19 protein-coding genes and 3 pseudogenes are annotated in these 20,707 nt (G+C 40.2%); 16 read left to right on the forward strand and 6 right to left on the reverse strand.

Annotation, left to right across the window (positions count from 1 at the left end; genetic code table 11):
• Nucleotides 1-18: 18 nt before the first annotated feature.
• From cbiK to cobT, 7 genes are all read left to right on the forward strand, one after another.
• Nucleotides 19-810, forward strand: coding sequence for a sirohydrochlorin cobaltochelatase (gene cbiK / locus PSI14_RS16235; protein ID WP_273576865.1), 792 nt, complete (start codon nt 19-21; stop codon nt 808-810).
• Nucleotides 807-1,565 carry a cobalt-factor II C(20)-methyltransferase gene (locus PSI14_RS16240; protein WP_273576867.1) on the forward strand — a complete coding sequence of 253 codons (759 nt, stop codon included), beginning with the start codon at nt 807-809 and terminating at the stop codon, nt 1,563-1,565. Before cbiK ends, PSI14_RS16240 begins: the two co-directional genes overlap by 4 nt.
• Before the next feature lie 87 nt (nt 1,566-1,652).
• Nucleotides 1,653-3,230, forward strand: coding sequence for a cobyric acid synthase (locus PSI14_RS16245; protein WP_273576869.1), 1,578 nt, complete (start codon nt 1,653-1,655; stop codon nt 3,228-3,230).
• Nucleotides 3,231-3,326: 96 nt separating this feature from the next.
• Nucleotides 3,327-3,872, forward strand: a complete 546-nt coding sequence (gene cobU, locus PSI14_RS16250; RefSeq protein WP_273576871.1) for a bifunctional adenosylcobinamide kinase/adenosylcobinamide-phosphate guanylyltransferase — start codon at nt 3,327-3,329, stop codon at nt 3,870-3,872.
• Nucleotides 3,869-4,627, forward strand: coding sequence for an adenosylcobinamide-GDP ribazoletransferase (gene cobS, locus PSI14_RS16255; RefSeq protein WP_273576872.1), 759 nt, complete (start codon nt 3,869-3,871; stop codon nt 4,625-4,627). The genes cobU and cobS overlap by 4 nt, the downstream gene beginning before the upstream one ends.
• 64 nt (nt 4,628-4,691) lie before the next feature.
• Complete coding sequence (locus PSI14_RS16260) at nt 4,692-5,312, forward strand: adenosylcobalamin/alpha-ribazole phosphatase (RefSeq protein ID WP_273576874.1); 621 nt, start codon at nt 4,692-4,694, stop codon at nt 5,310-5,312.
• 6 nt (nt 5,313-5,318) lie between these two features.
• Entirely contained in the window at nt 5,319-6,401 is a 1,083-nt protein-coding gene (gene cobT, locus PSI14_RS16265) for a nicotinate-nucleotide--dimethylbenzimidazole phosphoribosyltransferase (RefSeq protein WP_273576875.1), read from the forward strand.
• A gap of 34 nt (nt 6,402-6,435) precedes the next feature.
• Here the strand turns inward: cobT and PSI14_RS16270 are convergent, their stop codons facing one another.
• Entirely contained in the window at nt 6,436-7,002 is a 567-nt protein-coding gene (locus PSI14_RS16270; protein ID WP_273576877.1) for an AidA/PixA family protein, read from the reverse strand.
• A 323-nt stretch (nt 7,003-7,325) separates the two neighbouring features.
• Between PSI14_RS16270 and PSI14_RS16275 the strand changes: the two are divergent.
• The 4 genes and pseudogenes from PSI14_RS16275 to PSI14_RS20385 form a co-directional block, all read left to right on the forward strand.
• Nucleotides 7,326-7,652, forward strand: a pseudogene (locus PSI14_RS16275) (IS30 family transposase); the annotation flags it as partial.
• A 265-nt stretch (nt 7,653-7,917) separates the two neighbouring features.
• Complete coding sequence (locus PSI14_RS16280; RefSeq protein ID WP_273576878.1) at nt 7,918-8,337, forward strand: JHE-like toxin PirA; 420 nt, start codon at nt 7,918-7,920, stop codon at nt 8,335-8,337.
• Nucleotides 8,338-8,458: 121 nt separating this feature from the next.
• Complete coding sequence (locus PSI14_RS16285) at nt 8,459-9,736, forward strand: insecticidal delta-endotoxin domain-containing protein (protein WP_273576879.1); 1,278 nt, start codon at nt 8,459-8,461, stop codon at nt 9,734-9,736.
• A 242-nt stretch (nt 9,737-9,978) separates the two neighbouring features.
• Nucleotides 9,979-10,092, forward strand: a pseudogene (locus PSI14_RS20385) (DDE-type integrase/transposase/recombinase); the annotation flags it as partial.
• Nucleotides 10,093-10,164: 72 nt separating this feature from the next.
• Here PSI14_RS20385 and PSI14_RS16295 read toward each other — a convergent pair.
• The gene (locus tag PSI14_RS16295) at nt 10,165-10,491 is read right to left on the reverse strand and encodes a DUF1493 family protein (RefSeq protein WP_273576881.1); all 327 of its coding nucleotides are present in this window, start codon (nt 10,489-10,491) and stop codon (nt 10,165-10,167) included.
• Nucleotides 10,485-10,889: an STM2901 family protein gene (locus PSI14_RS16300; RefSeq protein WP_273576883.1), complete on the reverse strand. Its 405-nt coding sequence runs from the start codon at nt 10,887-10,889 to the stop codon at nt 10,485-10,487. Before PSI14_RS16300 ends, PSI14_RS16295 begins: the two co-directional genes overlap by 7 nt.
• Here PSI14_RS16300 and PSI14_RS16305 point away from each other — a divergent pair.
• Nucleotides 10,862-10,993, forward strand: a pseudogene (locus PSI14_RS16305) (IS6 family transposase); the annotation flags it as partial. The gene PSI14_RS16300 and the pseudogene PSI14_RS16305 overlap by 28 nt on opposite strands.
• Before the next feature lie 555 nt (nt 10,994-11,548).
• Nucleotides 11,549-12,820, forward strand: a complete 1,272-nt coding sequence (locus tag PSI14_RS16310) for an aminotransferase class I/II-fold pyridoxal phosphate-dependent enzyme (protein ID WP_273576884.1) — start codon at nt 11,549-11,551, stop codon at nt 12,818-12,820.
• Between the two features lie 197 nt (nt 12,821-13,017).
• Here the strand turns inward: PSI14_RS16310 and PSI14_RS16315 are convergent, their stop codons facing one another.
• Nucleotides 13,018-14,649, reverse strand: a complete 1,632-nt coding sequence (locus PSI14_RS16315) for an AMP-binding protein (protein WP_273576885.1) — start codon at nt 14,647-14,649, stop codon at nt 13,018-13,020.
• A gap of 280 nt (nt 14,650-14,929) precedes the next feature.
• Between PSI14_RS16315 and PSI14_RS16320 the strand changes: the two genes are divergently transcribed.
• Together PSI14_RS16320 and PSI14_RS16325 are read left to right on the forward strand one after the other, a co-directional pair.
• A complete protein-coding gene (locus tag PSI14_RS16320; protein ID WP_273576887.1) occupies nt 14,930-15,679 on the forward strand; it encodes an SDR family oxidoreductase in 750 nt (249 codons plus the stop codon).
• Between the two features lie 120 nt (nt 15,680-15,799).
• Nucleotides 15,800-16,480, forward strand: a complete 681-nt coding sequence (locus tag PSI14_RS16325) for an epoxyqueuosine reductase QueH (protein ID WP_273576889.1) — start codon at nt 15,800-15,802, stop codon at nt 16,478-16,480.
• A gap of 499 nt (nt 16,481-16,979) precedes the next feature.
• On the opposite strand, the gene PSI14_RS16330 is transcribed toward PSI14_RS16325, so the two are convergent.
• Nucleotides 16,980-17,795: a helix-turn-helix transcriptional regulator gene (locus PSI14_RS16330; protein WP_273576890.1), complete on the reverse strand. Its 816-nt coding sequence runs from the start codon at nt 17,793-17,795 to the stop codon at nt 16,980-16,982.
• A 1,248-nt stretch (nt 17,796-19,043) separates the two neighbouring features.
• Between PSI14_RS16330 and PSI14_RS16335 the strand changes: the two genes are divergently transcribed.
• Entirely contained in the window at nt 19,044-19,706 is a 663-nt protein-coding gene (locus PSI14_RS16335; RefSeq protein WP_273576892.1) for a bactofilin family protein, read from the forward strand.
• A 188-nt stretch (nt 19,707-19,894) separates the two neighbouring features.
• Here PSI14_RS16335 and PSI14_RS16340 read toward each other — a convergent pair whose 3' ends face one another.
• Nucleotides 19,895-20,515 (reverse strand): phage repressor protein CI, encoded by a 621-nt coding sequence (locus PSI14_RS16340; RefSeq protein WP_273576893.1) that lies wholly within the window; start codon nt 20,513-20,515, stop codon nt 19,895-19,897.
• Nucleotides 20,516-20,707 lie beyond the last annotated feature (192 nt).

A 20,707-nucleotide genomic window follows, 5' to 3' on the forward strand; every position in this document is an offset into this window, starting at 1 on the left:
CAATAAGGAAAGAGCGGAATGAAAAAAGCACTATTGGTTATAAGCTTCGGAACCAGCTATCCCGAAACACTAAAAAGCAATATTGAAGCCTGTGAACAGCAATTGGCATCAGTTTTTCCGGACAGGGCGCTATTTCGGGCATTTACTTCTGGCATGATCATTCGAAAATTGCATCAGCGTGATGGAATTCACATTGACACTCCCCATGATGCGCTGACCAGATTGCATCACGCGGGTTATAACGATGTCGCTGTTCAGTGCCTGCATATCATTAATGGCGACGAATATGAAAAGGTGCTGCGTGAAGTTGAGAAATTCCGCCCCCGCTTTAAACGATTGGTGTTGGGCGCCCCGTTACTCAGCCACTTTAATGACTATCTGCAATTAATGCGGGCGCTGCGCCACCAGCTTCCCCGACTGGCGGAGAGTGAATGTGTCGTCTTTATGGGACACGGTACAACACACCCTGCTTTTTCTGCCTACGCTTGTCTGGATCACCTGATGAATCATTACCATTTTCCGGCGCGGGTAGGAGCGGTTGAAAGTTATCCCGAACTTCCCCTGATCATCAAAGGATTAAAAGAGCAGAAGATCCGCAAAGTTTATCTGATGCCATTGATGTTGGTAGCTGGCGATCATGCCACCAATGATATGGCCTCAAATGAAGAAGACTCTTGGAAATCACAGTTGGAGCAGGCGGGAATTGTCGCAATTCCCTGGTTACAGGGGTTGGGGGAAAACCCAATGATTCGGCAGATGTTTGTCGATCACCTTGCTTACGCGCTGAATGATGAGGAGAAAGCCGAATGAACGGAAAAGAAAAAGCAGGAAAGCTGTATGTCATGGGCGTTGGCCCCGGAGCCAGTGACCTGATTACTGTACGGGCGGCGCGTATTCTTTCTGAGCTTGATGTTGTCTATACCCCAACGGGGAAAAAAGGTGCCCAAAGCCTCGCCCACTCCATTGTTGAAGAATATCTTTCACCGAAAACCGAAGTTTGTACCTACCATTTTTTAATGAAAGCCGATATGGCAGAAAAAAAAGCGGTATGGAATGAAGTGGCGCAAACCTTGAAAGAGGACGTTATCAGCGGCCGAAAAGTCGGTTTTATCACATTGGGCGATCCCATGCTGTTCAGCACGTGGGTATTTCTTTTGGAACGGATGGTATCGAAACAAATGAATCCTCCTTCATGGTTGGAAATTGTGCCGGGGATCACCTCATTTTCTGCTATTTCCGCTGTCAGCATGATGCCACTGGCAATGGAAAACCAAACCTTGGCGGTTATTTCCTGTACCGCTTCTGAAGCCGTCTTAGAGCAAGCATTGCTCAATCACGACTGCATTGTCCTGATGAAAGTTTATTCGCGTTTTCCCCTGATACGTGACCTGCTGCATCGACACAATCTACTGGAACATGCTCTGATGATAGCAGATGCCACTTTGCCGACAGAACAATGTTGGCGCGATCTTGCCACGTTATCCTTTAGTGAAAAAGACTGGAAGCATGAGTTATCGTATTTCTCCACGATTTTGGTTAATAAAAACTGGCAATTATCGCGTTGATTGAAGGAAGACGGACCATTATTTCCAGCCACGACATAACTTTGATCTATCAAAAACAAGCAACTACGAAATGAGGGAGAACAGACAATGACATTATCGCTGATGATTCAGGGAACGGCGTCTGATGTAGGCAAAAGTGTGCTGGTAGCGGGATTTTGTCGGATATTTTCGCAGGATGGTTATCGTTGCACTCCCTTTAAATCCCAGAATATGGCGCTTAATTCAGGGATTACCGCAGATGGTAAAGAGATGGGGCGAGCGCAGATATTTCAGGCGGAAGCGGCGGGAATTGCCCCGGATGTACGCATGAATCCTGTATTGTTGAAACCTACCAGCGATCGCAAGGCACAAGTGATTTTTATGGGGAAAGTGATGTGCAGCATGAATGCAGTGGAATATCACGAATATAAGCCCCAATTGCTTCAGCAGATTTTGCTGGCATATAACGGGTTGGCAGCAGAAACGGACATCATGGTATTAGAAGGAGCAGGCAGTCTGGCGGAGATCAATCTGCGTGATCGCGATATCGTCAATATGGGGATGGCCGAATTGGTGGATACTCCCGTAATTCTGGTGGCAGATATTGATCGTGGTGGTGTGTTCGCGTCGATCTACGGTACATTAGCCTTGCTTAAACCTGAGGAAAAAGCCCGGATCAAGGGCGTTATCATCAATAAATTTCGCGGTGATATATCTTTGTTGCAATCAGGTATCGATCAGATCGAAGCTCTGACACAAGTACCGATACTGGGAGTTTTGCCGTGGCTGGATCTTGATCTGGAAGATGAGGACAGCGTCGCCTTGCAAGTGGGCAAATATGATCGGCGGAAACAAAAAACAGACGGTTGTTTGGATGAAAATTGTTTAGATGAAAATTGTCTGGATGAAAATTGCCTGAATATTGCTGTTATCCAATACCCCCATATCGCTAATTTCACTGACTTCAATGCACTGGCGGCACAACCGGATGTGCATTTGCGTTATGTTTCTGAGCCTTCTGAACTTCAAGGCGTTGATCTGATTATTCTTCCCGGCAGCAAGAATACTTTGGAGGATTTGGCATGGTTGAAAACTCAAGGTCTTGATCAGGCCATTATCAAAGCCCGGCAGGAAAGTGTACCGATTATTGGGATCTGTGGTGGCTATCAAATATTGGGCAAGCAGATTGTGGATGAAGTGGAATCCGGCTTAACTCAAATGGCAGGCTTGGGGTTACTGGATACTGAAACAGAATTTGCCAGTGAAAAGCAGACTGCACAGGTTAGAGGCATCGTAGTGCCTGCGTTATCAGGCATGTTGAAATTATGCAGTGAACAACCGATTGCGGGTTATGAGATTCACATGGGAACCACGCAGCTTGGTAAGCAAGCTGTGCCTTTTGCCAAAATGCACTTGCATAATGGCGAGGAAAAAATCTGGTTTGATGGTGCTGTTGCGCGGGATGGTTTGGTGATGGGGAGCTACTTGCATGGTTTGTTTGATCAAAACACGTTCACTCGCCCACTATTAAATCAATTGCGTATAAGAAAAGGTTACGTTCCACTGGAAAATGTTGCCTTTAATTACGTCCAACACAAAGAAAAACAGTTCAATATATTGGCGGCCAGTATGCGTGAGCATCTGGATATCCCACGGATTTATCAATTAATGAATGAACATAAATAATGATTTATCACAAATTACCAAGAGGAAATTCAGACAAAATAGGGCATTATGTAAAGACATTCTATGAGATGAAATTTTGCATGATGGAGTCATGCCATGATTTTAGTGACAGGCGGTGCCCGCAGTGGTAAGAGCAGCTACGCTGAACACCTGCTTGCGGAACAGTGCGAGCAGGTATTGTATATCGCTACGGCGCAGGTCACGGATGAAGAGATGGCGGCTCGTATTGAGCGGCATAAACAGGATCGTCCGGCACATTGGCGAACTTGGGAAGGCCATCAGGATTTAGGCTTTGTTATCCGCCAGCATCGCCAACCTCAAGAGGGCGTTATACTAGAATGTGTTACCACACTGATTGCCAATTTATTGTTTGACTTATCGGGTGGTATGTCACCTGAGGAACTTGATTTCGCATCATTGGAAGTGCTTATCCACCATCAGATTGATGATTTGATTGATGCCAGCTTGATGTGTCCGATGCCCGTGTATTTGGTGACTAATGAGTTGGGAATGGGCATCACACCTGAAAATCGTCTGGCACGTCATTTTGTCGATATTGCCGGGCGCGCTAATCAAAAATTGGCACGGGCTGCTAAGGAAGTCTGGTTGATGGTGTCAGGCATTGGAGTGAAGGTTAAATGAAGCTGAATATTTTTTGGGCAATGCTACAGTTTATGACACGGCTTCCGATCCCCGAAAAATGGGCGGAAGGTGTCGATTTTCGCCAATATTGGCGTGGTGTTCCCTATTTTCCTGTGATCGGGTTGATTCTTGGTGGTTTGGCTGGTCTGGTATCACTTTCTATCAGTCAGTCGGGTGGCGGAATTTATATCGGCGCGATGGGTTATGTGTTGGTTTTGGCTTTTTTGACGGGAGGATTACATTTAGATGGGCTGGCTGACACTTGTGATGGGCTTTTTTCTGCCCGCCAGCGCGAAAAAATGCTGGAGATCATGTGTGATAGCCGACTCGGGACTTATGGCGGTGTCGGGTTAATTTTCTGTATCGTTCTGAAAATATTAGTTGTCGCTGAATTATCTTATCATTCCCCTTTTTACTTGCTTACTTTGTTGATGTGTGCCCCGATTGTTGGGCGTACAGCCGTGGTGCTTTTAATGTATGCGCAACCTTATGCCCGTGAAAGCGAGGGCATGGGAAGCAGTTATATTGGCCGGATTACTCTCTCTGCAACTATGCTGACTTTGTTGAGTGGTGCGGTATTGGTGATGATATTAGGAAACTGGAAAGCCTTATTGGCAATGATGGTGACATTGCTTGTGGTTTATGGGCTTGCTCTCTATTTCAATTATCGTCTCGGTGGACAAACGGGCGATACGCTGGGGGCTTCTATTGAAGTGGGAGAAGTTACTTTTTTGTTGGCAATGATTTGGCAATAAATGATGAGTTGGCAATAAATGATGAGTTGGCAATAAACAAAATCAATCTGGAGAGAATAATCAGATGCGATTGTTTCTCGTTCGACATGGACAGACACAAGCCAATATTGATGGTGTCTTTTGTGGCAAAACCGATTTGCCTTTAACTGAAATTGGGGTGCAGCAGGGGCAGCAGGTCGCTGTTGCGCTGAAAAATATAACCTTCCAATCTATCCGCTGTAGTGAAATGCAGCGAGCACAACAAACCGCACAAATCATTTCTCAATCAGGTAAATCCGGTAAATCAAACATACACAGTGATCACCGTCTCAATGAGTTGGATTTTGGGGAGTGGGAATTGCGTCATCACGAAAACATTGCGAACGAGGAACCACAGGCTTGGTCACGTTGGTTGTCAGATTGGCAAAATGGTTGCCCAACCGGAGGAGAGCCATTCCGACATTTTTCAGCGCGGGTGGAAGAATATACCGAAGAGTTACGTTCTGCTACCGCTTTGGCTAATCGGCTAATAGTTGCCCATCAGGGAGTTTTAGGTGTGATGATTGCAAAATTACTTAAGCTACCGGTAACCGCCATGTGGTCTTTTCCCTTCCAGCAGGGGGCTTACAGTATCGTCGATAATCATGCGGGATTTATCACTTTGCGGGTATTCAATGCTCGGACAGAATGCTGGCTGGCTGGATGAATAAACATGACATTACAATCATTGCTTGATGCGATTCGGCCCCTGAATCAGGACAATATGGAAAAAGCGGCACGGCACATTGACAGCTTGCTCAAGCCATTGGGGAGCTTGGGCCGTCTTGAAGAATTGGCAATACATTTATCTGGCATGCCAGGCATTTCAAGTCTGCAAAACCTGCAAAAAGAGATCATTGTCATGTGTGCTGATCATGGTGTGTATGACGAAGGCGTGGCTATTTCACCTAAAAATGCTACGGCCATACAGGCACGTAATATGTTGAAAGGGCTAACAGGTGTTTGTGCGCTGGCGAAAAACAGTGGTGCGTATGTTTTACCTGTGGATATTGGCATTGATTGTGATCCTATTGAACAAATGTTGTCCCTTAAACTTGCACGAGGTAGCGGCAATATTGCCCAAGGTGCCGCAATGGATTACGAACAAGCAGAAAAGTTGTTGTTGGCAAGCGCATTGTTGGTGAAACAGCGCATTGTGGCAGGAATAACCGTATTTGGTGTCGGGGAGGTGGGGATTGCCAATACAACTCCGGCTGCTGCGGTTATCAGTGTCCTGACCGGAAGTGATCCCTGTGATGTCGTTGGGTTGGGCGCTAATTTCCCCATTGAGCGGCTGATGCATAAACAATCCGTTGTACGACAGGCGATTGCCATCAATCAGCCGGATAACAAAAACGCGATTGATGTGTTGGCAAAAGTGGGCGGATTTGAGCTTGTAGGCATGACTGGTGTGATTCTGGGGGCTGCGGCTTCTGGCGTGCCGGTTGTACTTGATGGTTTCTTGTCTTATGCGTCAGCCTTGGCAGCATGTCAGATATCCCCCATTGCACGGGATTATTGCATTCCGTCCCATATGTCGGCTGAAAAAGGTGCGAAGCTGGCGCTACGACATTTGAATTTGCACCCATACTTGAATTTAGGTTTACGTCTTGGGGAGGGCAGCGGGGCGGCTATTGCAATGTCTCTGGTTGATGCAGCCTGCACGATGTATTGTCATATGGGAACATTGGCAAGTAGCGGGATTTGTTTTCCTGCGTCAAAAAGGCCGTATATAGCACGGCCTTTAAGAATATAAATTAAGCTAAGGGTATTAAGCTAAAGATATATTATTAAGACATTATCATTTTCTGATCCAGAATAATGCCTGGCTCCAGAGCAATATAGCCCATCAGAGTCATTTCTCTATAAATTGCGATGACACACTCATAATACATAATGCGTGCTGTGCCAGGATGAGGCAGGTCAGTGATTGTAGACATCCAGCAACAGTCTTTCATTTGCTGCATCTCTATGTTTAATGGATTTACCATATTAACGACAGGCATGAATGTCATAAAGTTTTTCATGACATGCTTGCCCATCATATGAGTGGTGTCATTACTCATTAAACTCATATCCATTGGCATCGCTTTTACTAAAGCACAAGAATATAAAGTATCAATATTTAATGTTGTTATATTCCAACGAACAGTATCACCGACATCAGCCTTAATCATCATGTTCAGTTCATTATCTACTGAAACAAGCATGTCATCTTCAGGCAATATGCGAATATACTTATGATATATAGATGAAGGATGAAGTGCGGAAGGCTTATTTATATCCTTGCTAAGTTTGCCATAATCATTCATAATTTCTTCAGCTTTTACTGCTACTAACATATCAATAGTTCTCATTGTAGTACCCTCATTAGTTAACGTTATTAGCATATTTTATACGCGACCAACATACCACTGGGCCCGACACTTCATCTTATAAGCTGCTTACGGACTATATAATAACAAAAAAATATAAAAGACAAACCATAAAAAGAATCTAATAAAAAAATAAATTTATCATGATAAAATTTATTTAAATTATATTTAAAATGTATTGCTTATCAATCATATTTATTAAAATGATTTCATGGTATTTTCTTAATTTTATTATTATGGTTAATATGACACGCATAAATTTTATAAGTTTACTTTGTAAGTGTTTTTATTTTTACCATTGAGCGAAGTACTTATCACTTATAAAACAAAAGGTTAAAACTATAACCTTTGATAATGTCCTTGAATTTGCCGGGCATGAGCTTATCAGTAAAAATTTAGGGGAAAAAATTTATTTTGCTCACCTGTATTCCCCCTGGGAAAGAGGGATAAATGAGAATACTAATGGTTCAATCAGAGATTACTTCCCAAAAGAAACTGATTTTAATAAGGTAGCAGAGCTAGAGATTAACCTTGTGGCAAACCGATTAAATAACCGCCATCGTAAAACACATGGTTACAAAAAACCGAATGAGTTATTTAAAGAAATACCAACTCATTTACTTCGTTTATAATGGTGTTGAACTTATTATGTGAATGCAAGATATATATCAATTATATCTAATCACTATTGGTATTATTTTAATAAGTTATATAATTTTTAAGCCAAGTTGCCATTTTTTATATTTCACATTTATTTTTCAGTGCGATTAGAATACCTTCCTGAATAATATATTGATTCAACATACTCAATAAGAAACCACCTTAACTGTAGGGGTGGATCATTACATAATGATAGACAACCCTATAGTTATACAACAATACTCAGGAGAATATTTCATGATTACAATAAACATAAATACCAATGAATCTACAGATACAAAAAACAATGAGAGCACCTCAACAAAAATACATTATAATTCAGGTACACCAGCATCAGAAAATTACACAGTAAATATTTATAAGGATATGACAATAGAACCACGCTCCTCTATTGAGGCAATAAGAATTGACACGCCGATTATTCCCGAAACACGCCCCAATTACTACGTAGCCAATTCCGGCCCCGCATCATCAGTTAGGGCTGTTTTTTATTGGTCTCATTCTTTCACATCACAATGGTTCGAATATTCCTCTATCACAGTGAAAGCAGGGGAGGACGGAATATTACAATCACCGAGCAACTCTGTGTATTACAGCAAGGTCGTCATTTATAACGATACAGATAAACGAGCTTTTGTTACTGGATATAATAAGTAACAAGATGAAAAACTATCTATAACTAACAGGTTTTAATTTAATAACTATCTAATTAAAACACTATCTAATTAAAGCACTATCTAATTAAAGTACTATTTAACTAAGGAATTAAAGTAACATTATGAATACCACACCGATTAATGTATCTGAAAATGAAACATTACCTGTACTCACTGACGTCATGCTTATAGTGCCTTATACAACGTCTACTCCTGATTATGAATGGGATATGTCATCAATCGTAAAAGATGCGATTATTGGTGGCATAGGGTTTATTCCGGGAGCAGGTCCGGCAATGTCCTTCCTGTTAGGACTATTTTGGCCTCAACAGAAAGATAATACTTGGGAGCAAATTCTCCAAAAAGTAGAGCAGATGATAGAAAATGCTGCTCTACAAACTATTAAAGGAATACTTAATGGAGATATACAAGAAATCAATGGGAAAATGGAACATGTACAATACATGCTGGAAACCTCGCCTGGCAGTCAAGAAAGTCATGACGCATATATGTTCCTGGCTAGATATCTGGTTAGTATAGATGAAAAATTTAAGTCTTTTGATAATAAAACAAACTACCAGATCCTGCCGATGTACACTAATACCATTATGTTACAGATCCCTTATTGGAAAATGGGGGTAGAGAAGAAAAATGATATTGGGCTGACAGACATTGAAGTTAATGAGTTAAAACAACTTATCGCCAAATTGGTTGGCAAGGCCAAAGACTATATTCATACGATGTATACTAATGAATATAATAATGCCATAAATACATCGACGGCAGAGAGTATCACTAATAATTTATTGTCTGTAAGAGGGTATTGTTTATTACACGGTTTAGAATGTATTGAATCAATTGAACATCTACAAAATAATAGCCTTGAAAGTGGTTTTTATCCTAAAACCATCAGTTATTCAACGGTATTTGATCGCCCTACTAATAAAACGAGAGTTCAGGCTCTGACAGAAGACGATAAAATGCAGGAACCTTTTAAGCCGTCTTTAGTTAATGGCAAATACAATAAAATAAAATCATTGGTTGGATATGTGCGAAGAATTGGGAACGCACCTAGAGTCGGTGGAATTAAAATCACATTTGCCAACGATTCATCTTATACACTTGGCACGGTGACATCAGAAATAAATTCAATTGAGCTAAATGATAGTTTTATTGAAAGCTTGGAAGTATGGGGAAATGGTGCTGTTGATGAAGCATTATTTAGGTTAAGTGATGGTCGTCAATTCAGTATCGGTCAACGCTATGCCAGAAAATACAGAAAATTCGCTGTTGATGGTCACTATATTGCAGGGCTTTACTTAGCCAGCGATGAGCCTTCACTTGCTGGTCAAGCCGCAGGTATTGCAGTTTCATACCATATGCTAACCGACAAAAAATAATATCTAGCTAATGGCATTCGGATTGCAGATCGGATGCAAAGCGCGCCCCAGTCATATAACTATGTGACTGGGGCGGTAACTGTCAATATTATTGACAGGTTCTGTCGCATTAAGTCCTGTTTGGATAATATGGCATTTTTTTATTGGTTGAACTGACGATGTCCCTGACTCGAAAAGCGTTCAAACGCCTGCATTACCCTGTTGATATCCTCGCTCAGTGTGTTTGCGGGTATCTGGCCTTCAAAATCAAAGGACAATGACGTTACCTTTACCGGGCAGTGGATTCGGGCGGTAATACCGTTGATTTTTTGCTGACGGCTCATCGGGATAAGAAAGCCGCACTGCGTTTCTTTAAAAACGAAAGCGACCATAGATTTATGTTTTCCATCAAGGATCTTATAGACTTTCTTCCACATGCTCCCTTAAAATTATGGGTAAATCCATTTTCCTATTGTCGCGGATTCAGCGAACATTCGAACGGTTAGGATGGATTTCTTCTGCTCAACAGGTTTGCTGGTGAACCACTTTCTGAAGAACCACGGGATTATCCAAGGATAATAGTTTTCAATGTTCATAGCTGAAATATCGACATTGAATTTATCACTATACAGATCGATGACAGGAACAAGATCATCCACTTCAGAATACTCCTGTAATGAATCATCAAGACCAAGATATTCCCGCTTCCCTGTCAGGCTCACAATTGTTGGCAATTCTTTTCGGAAAAACTCCAGAATCTCTACTTCATTCACCATATCTTGTCTCTCTTACGGGCAATTTTGTTATATCTTGTTGTCGCTTTGTATACGATGGTCGTTACGTCATAAGCCAAAATAACCCACCCAACGACAGGTACTGTTCGCCCAACAACAGCGCCTAGGTTATTAACCAACTTAGGTTTTAGTGTCTTCAAGCTGGCATTGGTGAATGTCGGTAATTGAAACGGCAATTCTCTATTCAAGTATCTGCGCGAATACACTGACGCCAAGGACGTTCCTTTGGTTGCTCCAGCGAACTTACCGCGAGTTTTTAGTATTGGCTGTCCCAGAATAATGCACACAATAGCAATGATATCCCCCACCCATCCTAATTGTTCGTTAACAGCATCAATAAAAACCCCAAAAAACGGCTCATCGGAATAAGAAGGTCGCACTGCGTTTCTTTAAAAAGGCGATGTGTCAGCATGGGCAGCCTGACGTGGCGACTATTGATAAAAGTGGTGCCAATAAAGTTGCGGTAGACGAATTAAACAAGGGAATTCGCTTGAGATATCTCTAGAAGGTATGCTAACGGCCTGTGGCGCTAAACTTCTTGCCAGTCAGAAGGATTTTACTGCTTAATATTAGAATGCCCATCTTATATAAGGCTGGATATATAGATGCTATTTTTAAATAAAGGTTGGTTATAATAGTTATTGCAAGCTATCCGACATAAAGGGACTTGTTTTATCTAATTTTAAATAGAATTGAGATGCTACAAAATGGTGTGTAGAACTTCTTACCGGCTATTTTTATCAATAACGCTAATATTCCAACGAATAATATCACCGATATTTATCCAGAATTCAGATTAAATAATGTTTATCTGACACTAAAAAATATCCTTTACAAAAATAATAAGCATAGTGCTATTTCAATGAAAATAGCTGTGTGTTTTTTTGTGAAAATAATTTTATTGAAAATAATTGCAGAAAGTATGATAGTTCAAAACGATACCAAATGTGCAATCATTACTTTGATTGAGTCTGGTTATTAATATTGGAGTACTTGTTATTGTCCTTACTCCTTACCTTATATGCAAGGAACAAATTCCATGAGTAAACCGAGTTTTACTGTCCCCAAAATAGATAACTATCACCGTAATATTGCACGATCTAATGATTATTTACAGGGTATAATTGCACGGTACGATCATTTTATCTCCGCTGGTAAAATGGATATGGTTGGCAGAGTATTTCATAGCATTCCTTGCAAGAATGTTTCAGTCAGTTACAGTCCTACCAGCCCCGATAGCAAGTATGCACGTGAAGTTTTGCATTTAGGTTCCTACAATTACTCTGGACTCAATGGCCATCAACAGATCATCGAATCCAGCATCAATGCAATTCATCGCTATGGAACCACATCCAGCGGCGTGCGCCTTCTCAATGGTACGAGTGATCTACATCTTGAAATGGAGCAACGGCTGGCTAAGTTTCTTGGCGTGGAAGAAGTTATTACTTTCAGCTCTGGATTTTGCGCTAATCTCGCCGCTCTCTCCACTCTATGCCGTGAAGATGACGTAGTTTTCAGTGATACCCTTAACCATCAATCTATCGTTGATGGTCTGAAACTGAGCGGCGCAAAGGTTCAAGTTTACAGGCATGTTTCTCTGAAAAGTCTCGAAAACAAGCTTCGCCAAACTTCATTTCAAGCACGCAAATTTATTATCACCGATGGCGTTTTCAGCATGGATGGCGATCTGGCACCATTGCCCGGAATTGTCGAGCTAGCACAAAGATATAATGCTTTCGTCATTGTTGATGATGCCCATGGAACTGGACATGTTGGCCCTAACGGTCGAGGAAGCTGCGCACACTTCGGAGTGACTGATCAGGTTGATGTTATCACTGGTAGTTTGAGCAAGGGCTTGCCGGGCATTGGCGGGTTCATTGGCACCAACAGAGAAACCGGAAAAATCATCCGCATAGCCGCAAATCCTTATATTTATTCCGCTTCACTGCCTCCGGCTGTACTGGCTTCGATCATCAGTGCCATCGACATCCTCGATGTTTCACCTCAGTTGACATTAGAATTACAAAGCAAGGCCAAGTACTTCCGTCAAAAATTACATGATGCGGGATTCGATTTGCTCAATAGCGAAACTGCCATAGTGCCATTGCTGACAGGTGACGAGCATCGTTGTTACATCATGGCTCGAATGCTTCATGAGAAAGGTATATATGTTAATCCTGTGGCATATCCTGCTGTAAGCAAAACACGTTCACGAATACGGATGAACCTGAGTGCCAACCTGAGCGATGAGGAGTTGGACTATAGTATTCGCACTTTAATTCAAATTGGTCAGCAACTGGCTTTAATATAGCCTTACAAGGAATATGTAGTCATGAAAATGACCGATAATAAGTGGACAGAGAATACCACCTGAATCTTGGATAAAAAATTGAACTCAGTGCCTGTTCCAAGATCAACTTTCAACCAAGAAAAAACGATCTCAATAAGGAACAGGCATGGACAAATTAGTTGAACTTTTCTGTGATGCTGACGATTTTTGTCATATTTTTATTCCACAATCAGAATAAATCTGCCTTCTTTGATACGTTTTCTCAATTGATCTTTTATAACTTTGCCATTGGCATTCCGGGGAATAGTTAAAAAAGTATATCCTTTGGGGCGTTTATAACGTGCTACTACCGTACAAATGTAATCATTTAATTCTTGCTCAGTGATTGATGTATTCTCGTCAAGTTCAATAAAGGCATGGGGAACTTCTCCCCAATAGGGATCGGGTTTCGCCACGATAGCAGCAGCTAAAACACCAGGATAACTGGATAGGGCATTCTCAAGCTCAAGACTGGAAATATTTTCACCACCGGAAATAATGATATCTTTTTTTCGATCGATGATTTTAATATAGCCATCAGGATCAACAACTGCCAGATCCCCGGTATAAAACCATTGGTCGGTGATCTCCGGTGTGACGTGACGTACAGGATCATAAGCTGCCACAATATTACCGCGAATAGCGACCTCACCAATGGTTTTGCCATCAAAAGGAACTTCTTGTTGGTTATTTTCATCAATAACGCTAACTTGCCCTTGTAAATTGGAGACAATGCCCTGACGCATTCTCCGTAAAGTTTTTTCTGATTTTGGCAGTTCGTTCCATTCGTACTTGTTTTCACAAACAACCACAGGCCCATAAGTTTCGGTCAAACCATAGACATGTGTCGCATTGATACCAACCTCATCCATCAGTGAAAATGCCATTTCTGTTGGTGGTGCACCAGCAATAAGACCATAAACGCGGCCACCAAAATGTTTTCCGCATTTTTGCGCTATCTTGCCCAAAGAGTAGTGAACAATCGGAGCACCACAATAGTGTGTTACATTATGTTTCTGTATAAGTTGCATTGCTTCCTCTGCATCAAATTTCCTTATACAGATGTGTGTACCCGCCCGTGCCGCAATTGCCCATGGGAAACACCAGCCATTACAATGAAACATGGGCAGCGTCCATAAAAAGGTAGGATTCTTGGGCATATCCCAATCCAGAATATTGGAAATGGCATTTAAAAATGTGCCACGATGGGAATAAACGACTAATTTAGGTTGTCCACTGGTGCCTGAAGTGGAATTGATACTAATAGCTTCTTGCTCGTCAAACTGGATAAATGATAATGCTTTTGATGAATATTCGGTTATCAATGATTCATAAGGGATAATTTTATATTTGGTAGGGAGTATAGGAGTAGTTAAGCTATTGTCATCAATAATAATTATCTTAACTGGATTGTTGAAAGAGACATGATTTAATAATGGAAGATAACTTTTATCAATAAATAATATTTTGGGGTTTAGTTTTTCAAAGACAAAATTTAATGTAGCCGCATCTGTCCGGGTACTTAAAGCATTAAGGATGCCACCAGACAAAGGAACTGCAAAATGTAATTCCAGTAATTCGTGGATATTTGGTAGAAGGGTTGAGACGACGCTTCCCTTATCCACCCCCATTTGTTGAAGAGAGATAGCAATTCTTTCACAGCGATTGGCATATTGGCGCCAAGTCCAACGGTGCTTTCCATCAATGACAGCGATATCATTGCTATTGCTTAATACGGCTCTTTTGAGAAATAAAATTGGTGATAGTGCTGTACCAGTATATTCACTTAAGAATGAATTATCGAGAATCATACTTTCCACCTCATATTATTTTTTGAGAAGTATCATTATTTCTAGGAAAAATAGTGTGTTATTTAAAAGTAATCGCTGGCAGACGAATAAGCAATTTCAGTTTTATCCAAAGTGGATGTTTTTATACTGATGCCAATAATGGTTTTATCACGTTGCTTTATTTTACTTTTTTAATACACTGATTCTATTTATTATAATTGCTGATGTAACGGTTTGAAAATATATTGAAAAATTATAATTAAGATAAAAAACTCTATCCACTAATACTAAAGGATATGCTATGTTCAATTTAGCGGGAAAAATTGCTTTTATTTCAGGTGGAACTAAAGGCATCGGCAAAGGAATTGCCAAAGTATTGAAGCAAGCTGGCGCTATTACCATTATTGCAGGCACTGACGTAGTAAGGGGCGAAGCAATTGCCAAAGAACTGGCAGTCGATTTTATTCCTCTTGATGTTACTGATCAGACGGCATGTAAAAACGCGATAGATAAGATTGTTGAAAAGTATGGCAGGCTCGACATTCTTTGTTCCAATGCAGGTATTTTTCCACAGCATTATCTGAAAGATATGACCGCGGAAGATTGGGATTTAGTGCATACCGTCAATCTTAAAGGGACATTTTTCTTAGTACAGGCCGCGCTGAATGTTATGGAAAAACAGCGTCATGGGCGTGTGGTTATCACTTCATCAATAACAGGCGAGATAACAGGTATTTCGGGCTATAGTCACTACGGTGCCAGTAAGGCAGGACAACTGGGATTCATGCGCAGTGCTGCATTGGAATACGCGGGGCAAGGCATCACTATTAATGCGATTATGCCAGGCTTGATCATGACTGAGGGCTTAAAGGAATTTGGTGATGAATTCCTCAATCATGTGAAAGATACTACCCCAATGCGGACTTTGGGTATGCCTGAAGATATTGGTTATGCTGCCTGTTTTTTGGCTTCTGATGAAGCGAAATATATTACAGGGCAAACGATTGTTGTCGATGGTGGTCAGATTTTGCCAGAAATGCAGGAAGCCTGATTATCTTACAAAGATTGTCGTAAGGCAGTAGAAACGGGTAATATGCCTGCCCAATAAACACAGGGAGGGGAGTTTGTCCTCTTCCTGATTTTTTATTGTCTGAATCAGGTAAGAAATCTTATGTCACTGAACTATGAGCGTAGCCCGCTTCCACTGCCAAACGGTCACCAAAAAGTGCTGTTGCATTCATGTTGTGCACCATGTTCTGGGGAAGTAATGGAAGCAATGTTGGCTTCAGGAATTGATTTTACGATATTTTTCTATAATCCGAATATTCATCCTCTGAAAGAATACGAACTGCGCAAAAATGAAAATATCCGTTTTGCGGAGCAGATGGGCATTCCTTTTGTCGATGCAGATTACGACCGTGATAATTGGTTTGAACGCGCGAAAGGCATGGAAAATGAGCCTGAACGTGGTATTCGTTGCACAATGTGTTTTGATATGCGTTTTGAACGAACAGCGTTGTATGCCCATGAACATGGTTTCCCTGTGATTACCAGTTCACTTGGTATTTCACGTTGGAAAAATATGCAGCAGATCAATGAATGCGGTGTTCGCGCAGCGTCTCGTTATCCTGATTTAATGTATTGGGAATATAATTGGCGCAAGGGCGGCGGATCTTCCCGTATGATAGAAATCAGCAAACGTGAAGAGTTCTATCAGCAGGAATATTGTGGTTGTGTTTATTCTCTTCGGGATACTAATCGCCATCGTCTGACCTCTGGCCGTGAAAGAATTAAATTGGGTACGATCTTTTATAGTGCAGATAGCGATAAAAAAGATCGTGCATCGCATTAATTTTTATTGATGTGATTTATTCTCATTTTAGTATCGGGCCTGCCAGCTATTTTTATACCGTAAATTAAAATCAACCTAGTTTATATTTTGCTTTATATTCTTAGGTTAGATTTTCAAAAAAAAAGCCTGCACGGAAGCAGGCCATAAGATACGGCAAATATAAAATCCCTGGTGGTGACTTAGAGCTTAGTCGGGTTAGCTCCAAATAGTGACGAGTCACCATGACTATATGTGAGATGAGATAGTGCCGTCCAATGGATTGCACAGATCAATCAGAGGATATTGATCGATAAAAACGATCATTCATGATCCATCAGTCGTGGAAAGTGTGAAGTAATCCAAAGGATAATCGTGATTGCGGCTTTTCAGTTTGATCTAAAACAGGTTTACATAAAACTGGAAAGCCTTGGTTTATGGGATATAGCACTAAGTTTTAGTTGTTGAGTATCAATTATTGAGTATCAGTTGACTAACTTTAGGTTAGTTGTTAAACGAATCGTTAATCTTTTCCGTATCTGGCGCGGTTAGGCGTACAGCTAAAACGTCGGCGATAGCTTTGAGTGAAATAAGACTGGCTGGAAAAACCCGATTCCAATGAAATATCGGCGATACTCATTTCACTGTTCAGTAATAATTGATGTGCGTAAAGAATACGTTGCTCACTGATCCAAGCCTTGGGTGAAGTACCATAGACACTGTTAAAAAGCTCTTTAAAGGAAGTCAACCCCATACCGAATTCACGCGCGAAGTCATTCAGTCTCCATTCTTTGAGATAATGAGCTTCCATAAACGTTTGCAGTCGTTCGACCTGACGGTTGCTTAATTTCCGCAGAATAGACATTAACAATGCCCCTTGATTACCCAAGGAAAGCAGCAATAATAACTCTTCAACTCTTAATTGAACCAACGCTGGAGGAGAATCATGTGCTAGTAAATTGGCTAGCCCGCGAATGCTTTCTGCCAGCAAGGGAAACTGATTAAAAGGAATCAGCCTGTGAGCAGGAAACTCCTGCCTCTCTATCTGACTTAATAATGATCCAAAACGCTTTAAAAAATTGCGTAAAAACTCCATGTGTAAGGGTAACCACAATACCTGACAACTTTCTGTATTGGTTTTGGCTGCATAGCTTCCAGGATGGGTAAAAAGGATCTCATTCGATGTGATGTGATAAGTGTTTATGCCATCTTTCCACACCATTTCACCATCGAGTAAAATATACAGCCCTCTTTGTTTATGCTCCAGGATATTGAAATCCGGCATGGTTAATTGGACTGTGCAAATATTATTTTGATTTAAGCCCGTCGTCCTTTTCATTTAATACTCCTAATTTTCCGTATCATGAGTAATCATTTTTTTTGATGAGTGCATGGTGTATTTATTTTATTAATTAATGAATTAAGAAAAAACTTCCTTATGGCACTTGGATTATCTTGATAAAACTGAATGCCGATTGAAGCAGTATTGAAAGTTCTCGAAAGTTCATGCGTAACATCAATTAAATCACTTTTAGTATTATATAGATAAATAGATATTTGTGTTAGGTTTAAGTGAAAAATTTTGTGATTGAAAATAGTTTGTTTGTTTTTTACCTTGTGCTGATTGATCTTTATATGATTGTCTTCAACTGGCTGTTTTAAGGGATTGTTTTCGTTTAATAATTAATGTTGAAATAATTTACGGATATTGATGTGTTCTGCTTGTTGATTTACTTACCCTAAAACTTTTCATCCTTAACAAATATCAACAATACTTTTAATGATTTTTATTTGATTGATTTTTAATGATTTTTACTTAACTTTGCATTGTGGGTGGTTTTTTATAGCGATGATTTAATGAATAAGTATCGATATCTGATGTTTTTTAGATAATATTTAAAATGTAGAATAATTTATTTTTTAAATGAATTTATATATTTAAATAAAAAGTTAACAAAATGGAGAAATTGTGAATTAACTCACCAAGTGATTTTTAACTGAAAGTTATCTATGTGCATTCAGAATAGTTAACATAAAAACACTATTTGGCTGATTTAAAAATCCAACTTTTGTTTGGTTGTTTTATAAAGAAAATAATTATAAATCAGATGGCTATTTGGTAGGACTATTTAACCTTCTAAGTAATGTGTTTCTTTGCCATCATGTTACAGCCAGAAACCTAATGGCGATAAAATGTTTATAGGTAATTATAAGACAATAGATATGCAATATTTTCTGTAGCTCTAATATGATGCGGATTTATTAATTTTTTGTTTTTATTGTTATAAGTTTATGAAGTTATATGGTTTTTCCATCTGCAAATAGAAAATTAAATTTACCTTTCTGGATTTTCTTATTTAATAAATATGAGATAATTCAATGACAATTCAGAGGATTAAACTCAAATGAAACCTTTATCCGTGTAATAACACTATAAATACCTCTGTTATAGCTTGGTAGATTGTTTTTTATACTTGTACAATGATAAGATGTGTTTTCACGGCCTGTTTTCTATTACCTGCTAAGGCATATGCATAGATATATTTGCTGATGAAATATAAGAAAAAACTACAAAAACGAGAAAAATATGGAAAAGTATCGTTTTTCAGATAATGCTTTTTTATACAGTATATGGCTCCTTTGGGGAATTGCATTGGGGCTATATCTGTATGGTGCTCATTTTAGTTGTGCCATAACAGCAATTTTATCTTTTTTAGCCTTAGTGTTTTACTTTACGAATATGAGATTGAGAATAAACGCTATGTTTGGAAAAAAAACAACAGAAGCACCAATTGCTACGAAACCAGCTATGGGCATAAAGCCTGAAGAGAAAAAATTACCTGAAGCTGAAACTCGCCCAAATACCATTATTGCTAAAAACTCTGTATTCAAGGGTGATATAGAAATGGAAGGTGATATTCAGGTCTGGGGTAAAGTCATTGGCAATATTCGTGTCAAAGGTGGCGCCATTCGTATTATGCATGCCGGCAAAGTGGAAGGTGAGCTGAATGCACCTGAAATTATCATTGATGGCCATGTTGAAGGTACATGCTGTGCGGAAACATTGGATATTCTCGAACATGGCGAGTTACGGGGCATTAGCCGTTGCGGTAGTATGTCAATTCGACGTGGCGGGCTATTTGTTGGTCAGTCCGAACAAGTTGAGAATAAGAAAAAATCAGAAATGGAACGGGTTGTTCCCATCAGAGACAATCAAGGCGATAAATCAAAAATGAAAAATAGCGCCTGATAATCGTCTATAAAATAAAAATCCAAATAAAACTGCCGGAAAATGGGTATGATTTTCCGGCAGTTCTATATCGGCTTCGGCGTTCAGATTTTATGTAAACCAAATTTTGTATGAAAATGATTGAATGCCATCAAGGTTATCCTAATGGATAGAGATAACCTTGATGGAAACCGTTTTATGCCGGGTTGCTATTGTCTGGATATGACCAGAGTAACGCGACCGATGAATTTGATGTCACTGATTGCACAATCAAAAGTGACGTCATTATCGCTGACCCGAATCTTACTGATTGGAATTTTGGCAATCTTTTTGATGCTGTGCATACCCTCAATATCCACCAGCCATAAGCCATCTTGAATATTGTCTTCCTGAGTATCCAGCAGATACCATGAGGCACCATCATCAATAATCAGTGGATTTGTGAGTTCCTTAGGAATCAATTCGCTATCCAAAATTACAGGGCCAGCTTCATTGAGCTTACCGCCCGATAATCTTACGCGAGAGATGGATGGAGCAATGATATCTTCCAATCGTTCCGTTTTTTTGCCGTCTTCTCCATCTGGAAATATTTCTCCCTGACCCGTGCTCAACCACAGTAGTGAAGCGCCAGTTTCGAGATTACACTGGATGATCCAATCCGCTGGAAAGCTATCACGAAGGTAGCGGTTTGCCATTGTGCTTTTGGAAACGCCTAAATGGTCACTTAGGGCCTGGCGTGATTTAAACCCATATGCACGGACAAGACGCTCAATAGCAGGTCTTCCCCCACTATCGGCCCCCATTTTGATCTCAATATTGGTATTTTTCATTGACAGTACAGATAAGAGCTATTAGTATCTCATCAATGTTCTCGATATGAGATCTTTGATGAGCCCAGATTGGTTAAGCTAAAAACCATTGAGAGATATTGCATCATGAACGCCCAGATTTCAATCTTTATCCAGATATCAAAATATTTCGAAAATGATTGAGGATCATTTCGTCGGAAAATGTTGAGGGAA

The sequence above is a fragment of the Xenorhabdus anantnagensis genome, from assembly GCF_028598555.1.
GTDB classification, from domain to species: domain Bacteria; phylum Pseudomonadota; class Gammaproteobacteria; order Enterobacterales; family Enterobacteriaceae; genus Xenorhabdus; species Xenorhabdus anantnagensis.

Excerpts from the sequence above, each read along its gene's own strand:
- cbiK (WP_273576865.1), top strand. The coding sequence starts at position 19 with ATGAAAAAAGCACTATTGGTTATAAGCTTCGGAACCAGCTATCCCGAA.
- PSI14_RS16240 (WP_273576867.1), top strand. The coding sequence starts at position 807 with ATGAACGGAAAAGAAAAAGCAGGAAAGCTGTATGTCATGGGCGTTGGC.
- PSI14_RS16245 (WP_273576869.1), top strand. The coding sequence starts at position 1,653 with ATGACATTATCGCTGATGATTCAGGGAACGGCGTCTGATGTAGGCAAA.
- cobU (WP_273576871.1), top strand. The coding sequence starts at position 3,327 with ATGATTTTAGTGACAGGCGGTGCCCGCAGTGGTAAGAGCAGCTACGCT.
- cobS (WP_273576872.1), top strand. The coding sequence starts at position 3,869 with ATGAAGCTGAATATTTTTTGGGCAATGCTACAGTTTATGACACGGCTT.
- PSI14_RS16260 (WP_273576874.1), top strand. The coding sequence starts at position 4,692 with ATGCGATTGTTTCTCGTTCGACATGGACAGACACAAGCCAATATTGAT.
- cobT (WP_273576875.1), top strand. The coding sequence starts at position 5,319 with ATGACATTACAATCATTGCTTGATGCGATTCGGCCCCTGAATCAGGAC.
- PSI14_RS16270 (WP_273576877.1), bottom strand. The coding sequence starts at position 7,002 with ATGAGAACTATTGATATGTTAGTAGCAGTAAAAGCTGAAGAAATTATG.
- PSI14_RS16280 (WP_273576878.1), top strand. The coding sequence starts at position 7,918 with ATGATTACAATAAACATAAATACCAATGAATCTACAGATACAAAAAAC.
- PSI14_RS16285 (WP_273576879.1), top strand. The coding sequence starts at position 8,459 with ATGAATACCACACCGATTAATGTATCTGAAAATGAAACATTACCTGTA.
- PSI14_RS16295 (WP_273576881.1), bottom strand. The coding sequence starts at position 10,491 with ATGGTGAATGAAGTAGAGATTCTGGAGTTTTTCCGAAAAGAATTGCCA.
- PSI14_RS16310 (WP_273576884.1), top strand. The coding sequence starts at position 11,549 with ATGAGTAAACCGAGTTTTACTGTCCCCAAAATAGATAACTATCACCGT.
- PSI14_RS16315 (WP_273576885.1), bottom strand. The coding sequence starts at position 14,649 with ATGATTCTCGATAATTCATTCTTAAGTGAATATACTGGTACAGCACTA.
- PSI14_RS16320 (WP_273576887.1), top strand. The coding sequence starts at position 14,930 with ATGTTCAATTTAGCGGGAAAAATTGCTTTTATTTCAGGTGGAACTAAA.
- PSI14_RS16325 (WP_273576889.1), top strand. The coding sequence starts at position 15,800 with ATGTCACTGAACTATGAGCGTAGCCCGCTTCCACTGCCAAACGGTCAC.
- PSI14_RS16330 (WP_273576890.1), bottom strand. The coding sequence starts at position 17,795 with ATGAAAAGGACGACGGGCTTAAATCAAAATAATATTTGCACAGTCCAA.
- PSI14_RS16335 (WP_273576892.1), top strand. The coding sequence starts at position 19,044 with ATGGAAAAGTATCGTTTTTCAGATAATGCTTTTTTATACAGTATATGG.
- PSI14_RS16340 (WP_273576893.1), bottom strand. The coding sequence starts at position 20,515 with ATGAAAAATACCAATATTGAGATCAAAATGGGGGCCGATAGTGGGGGA.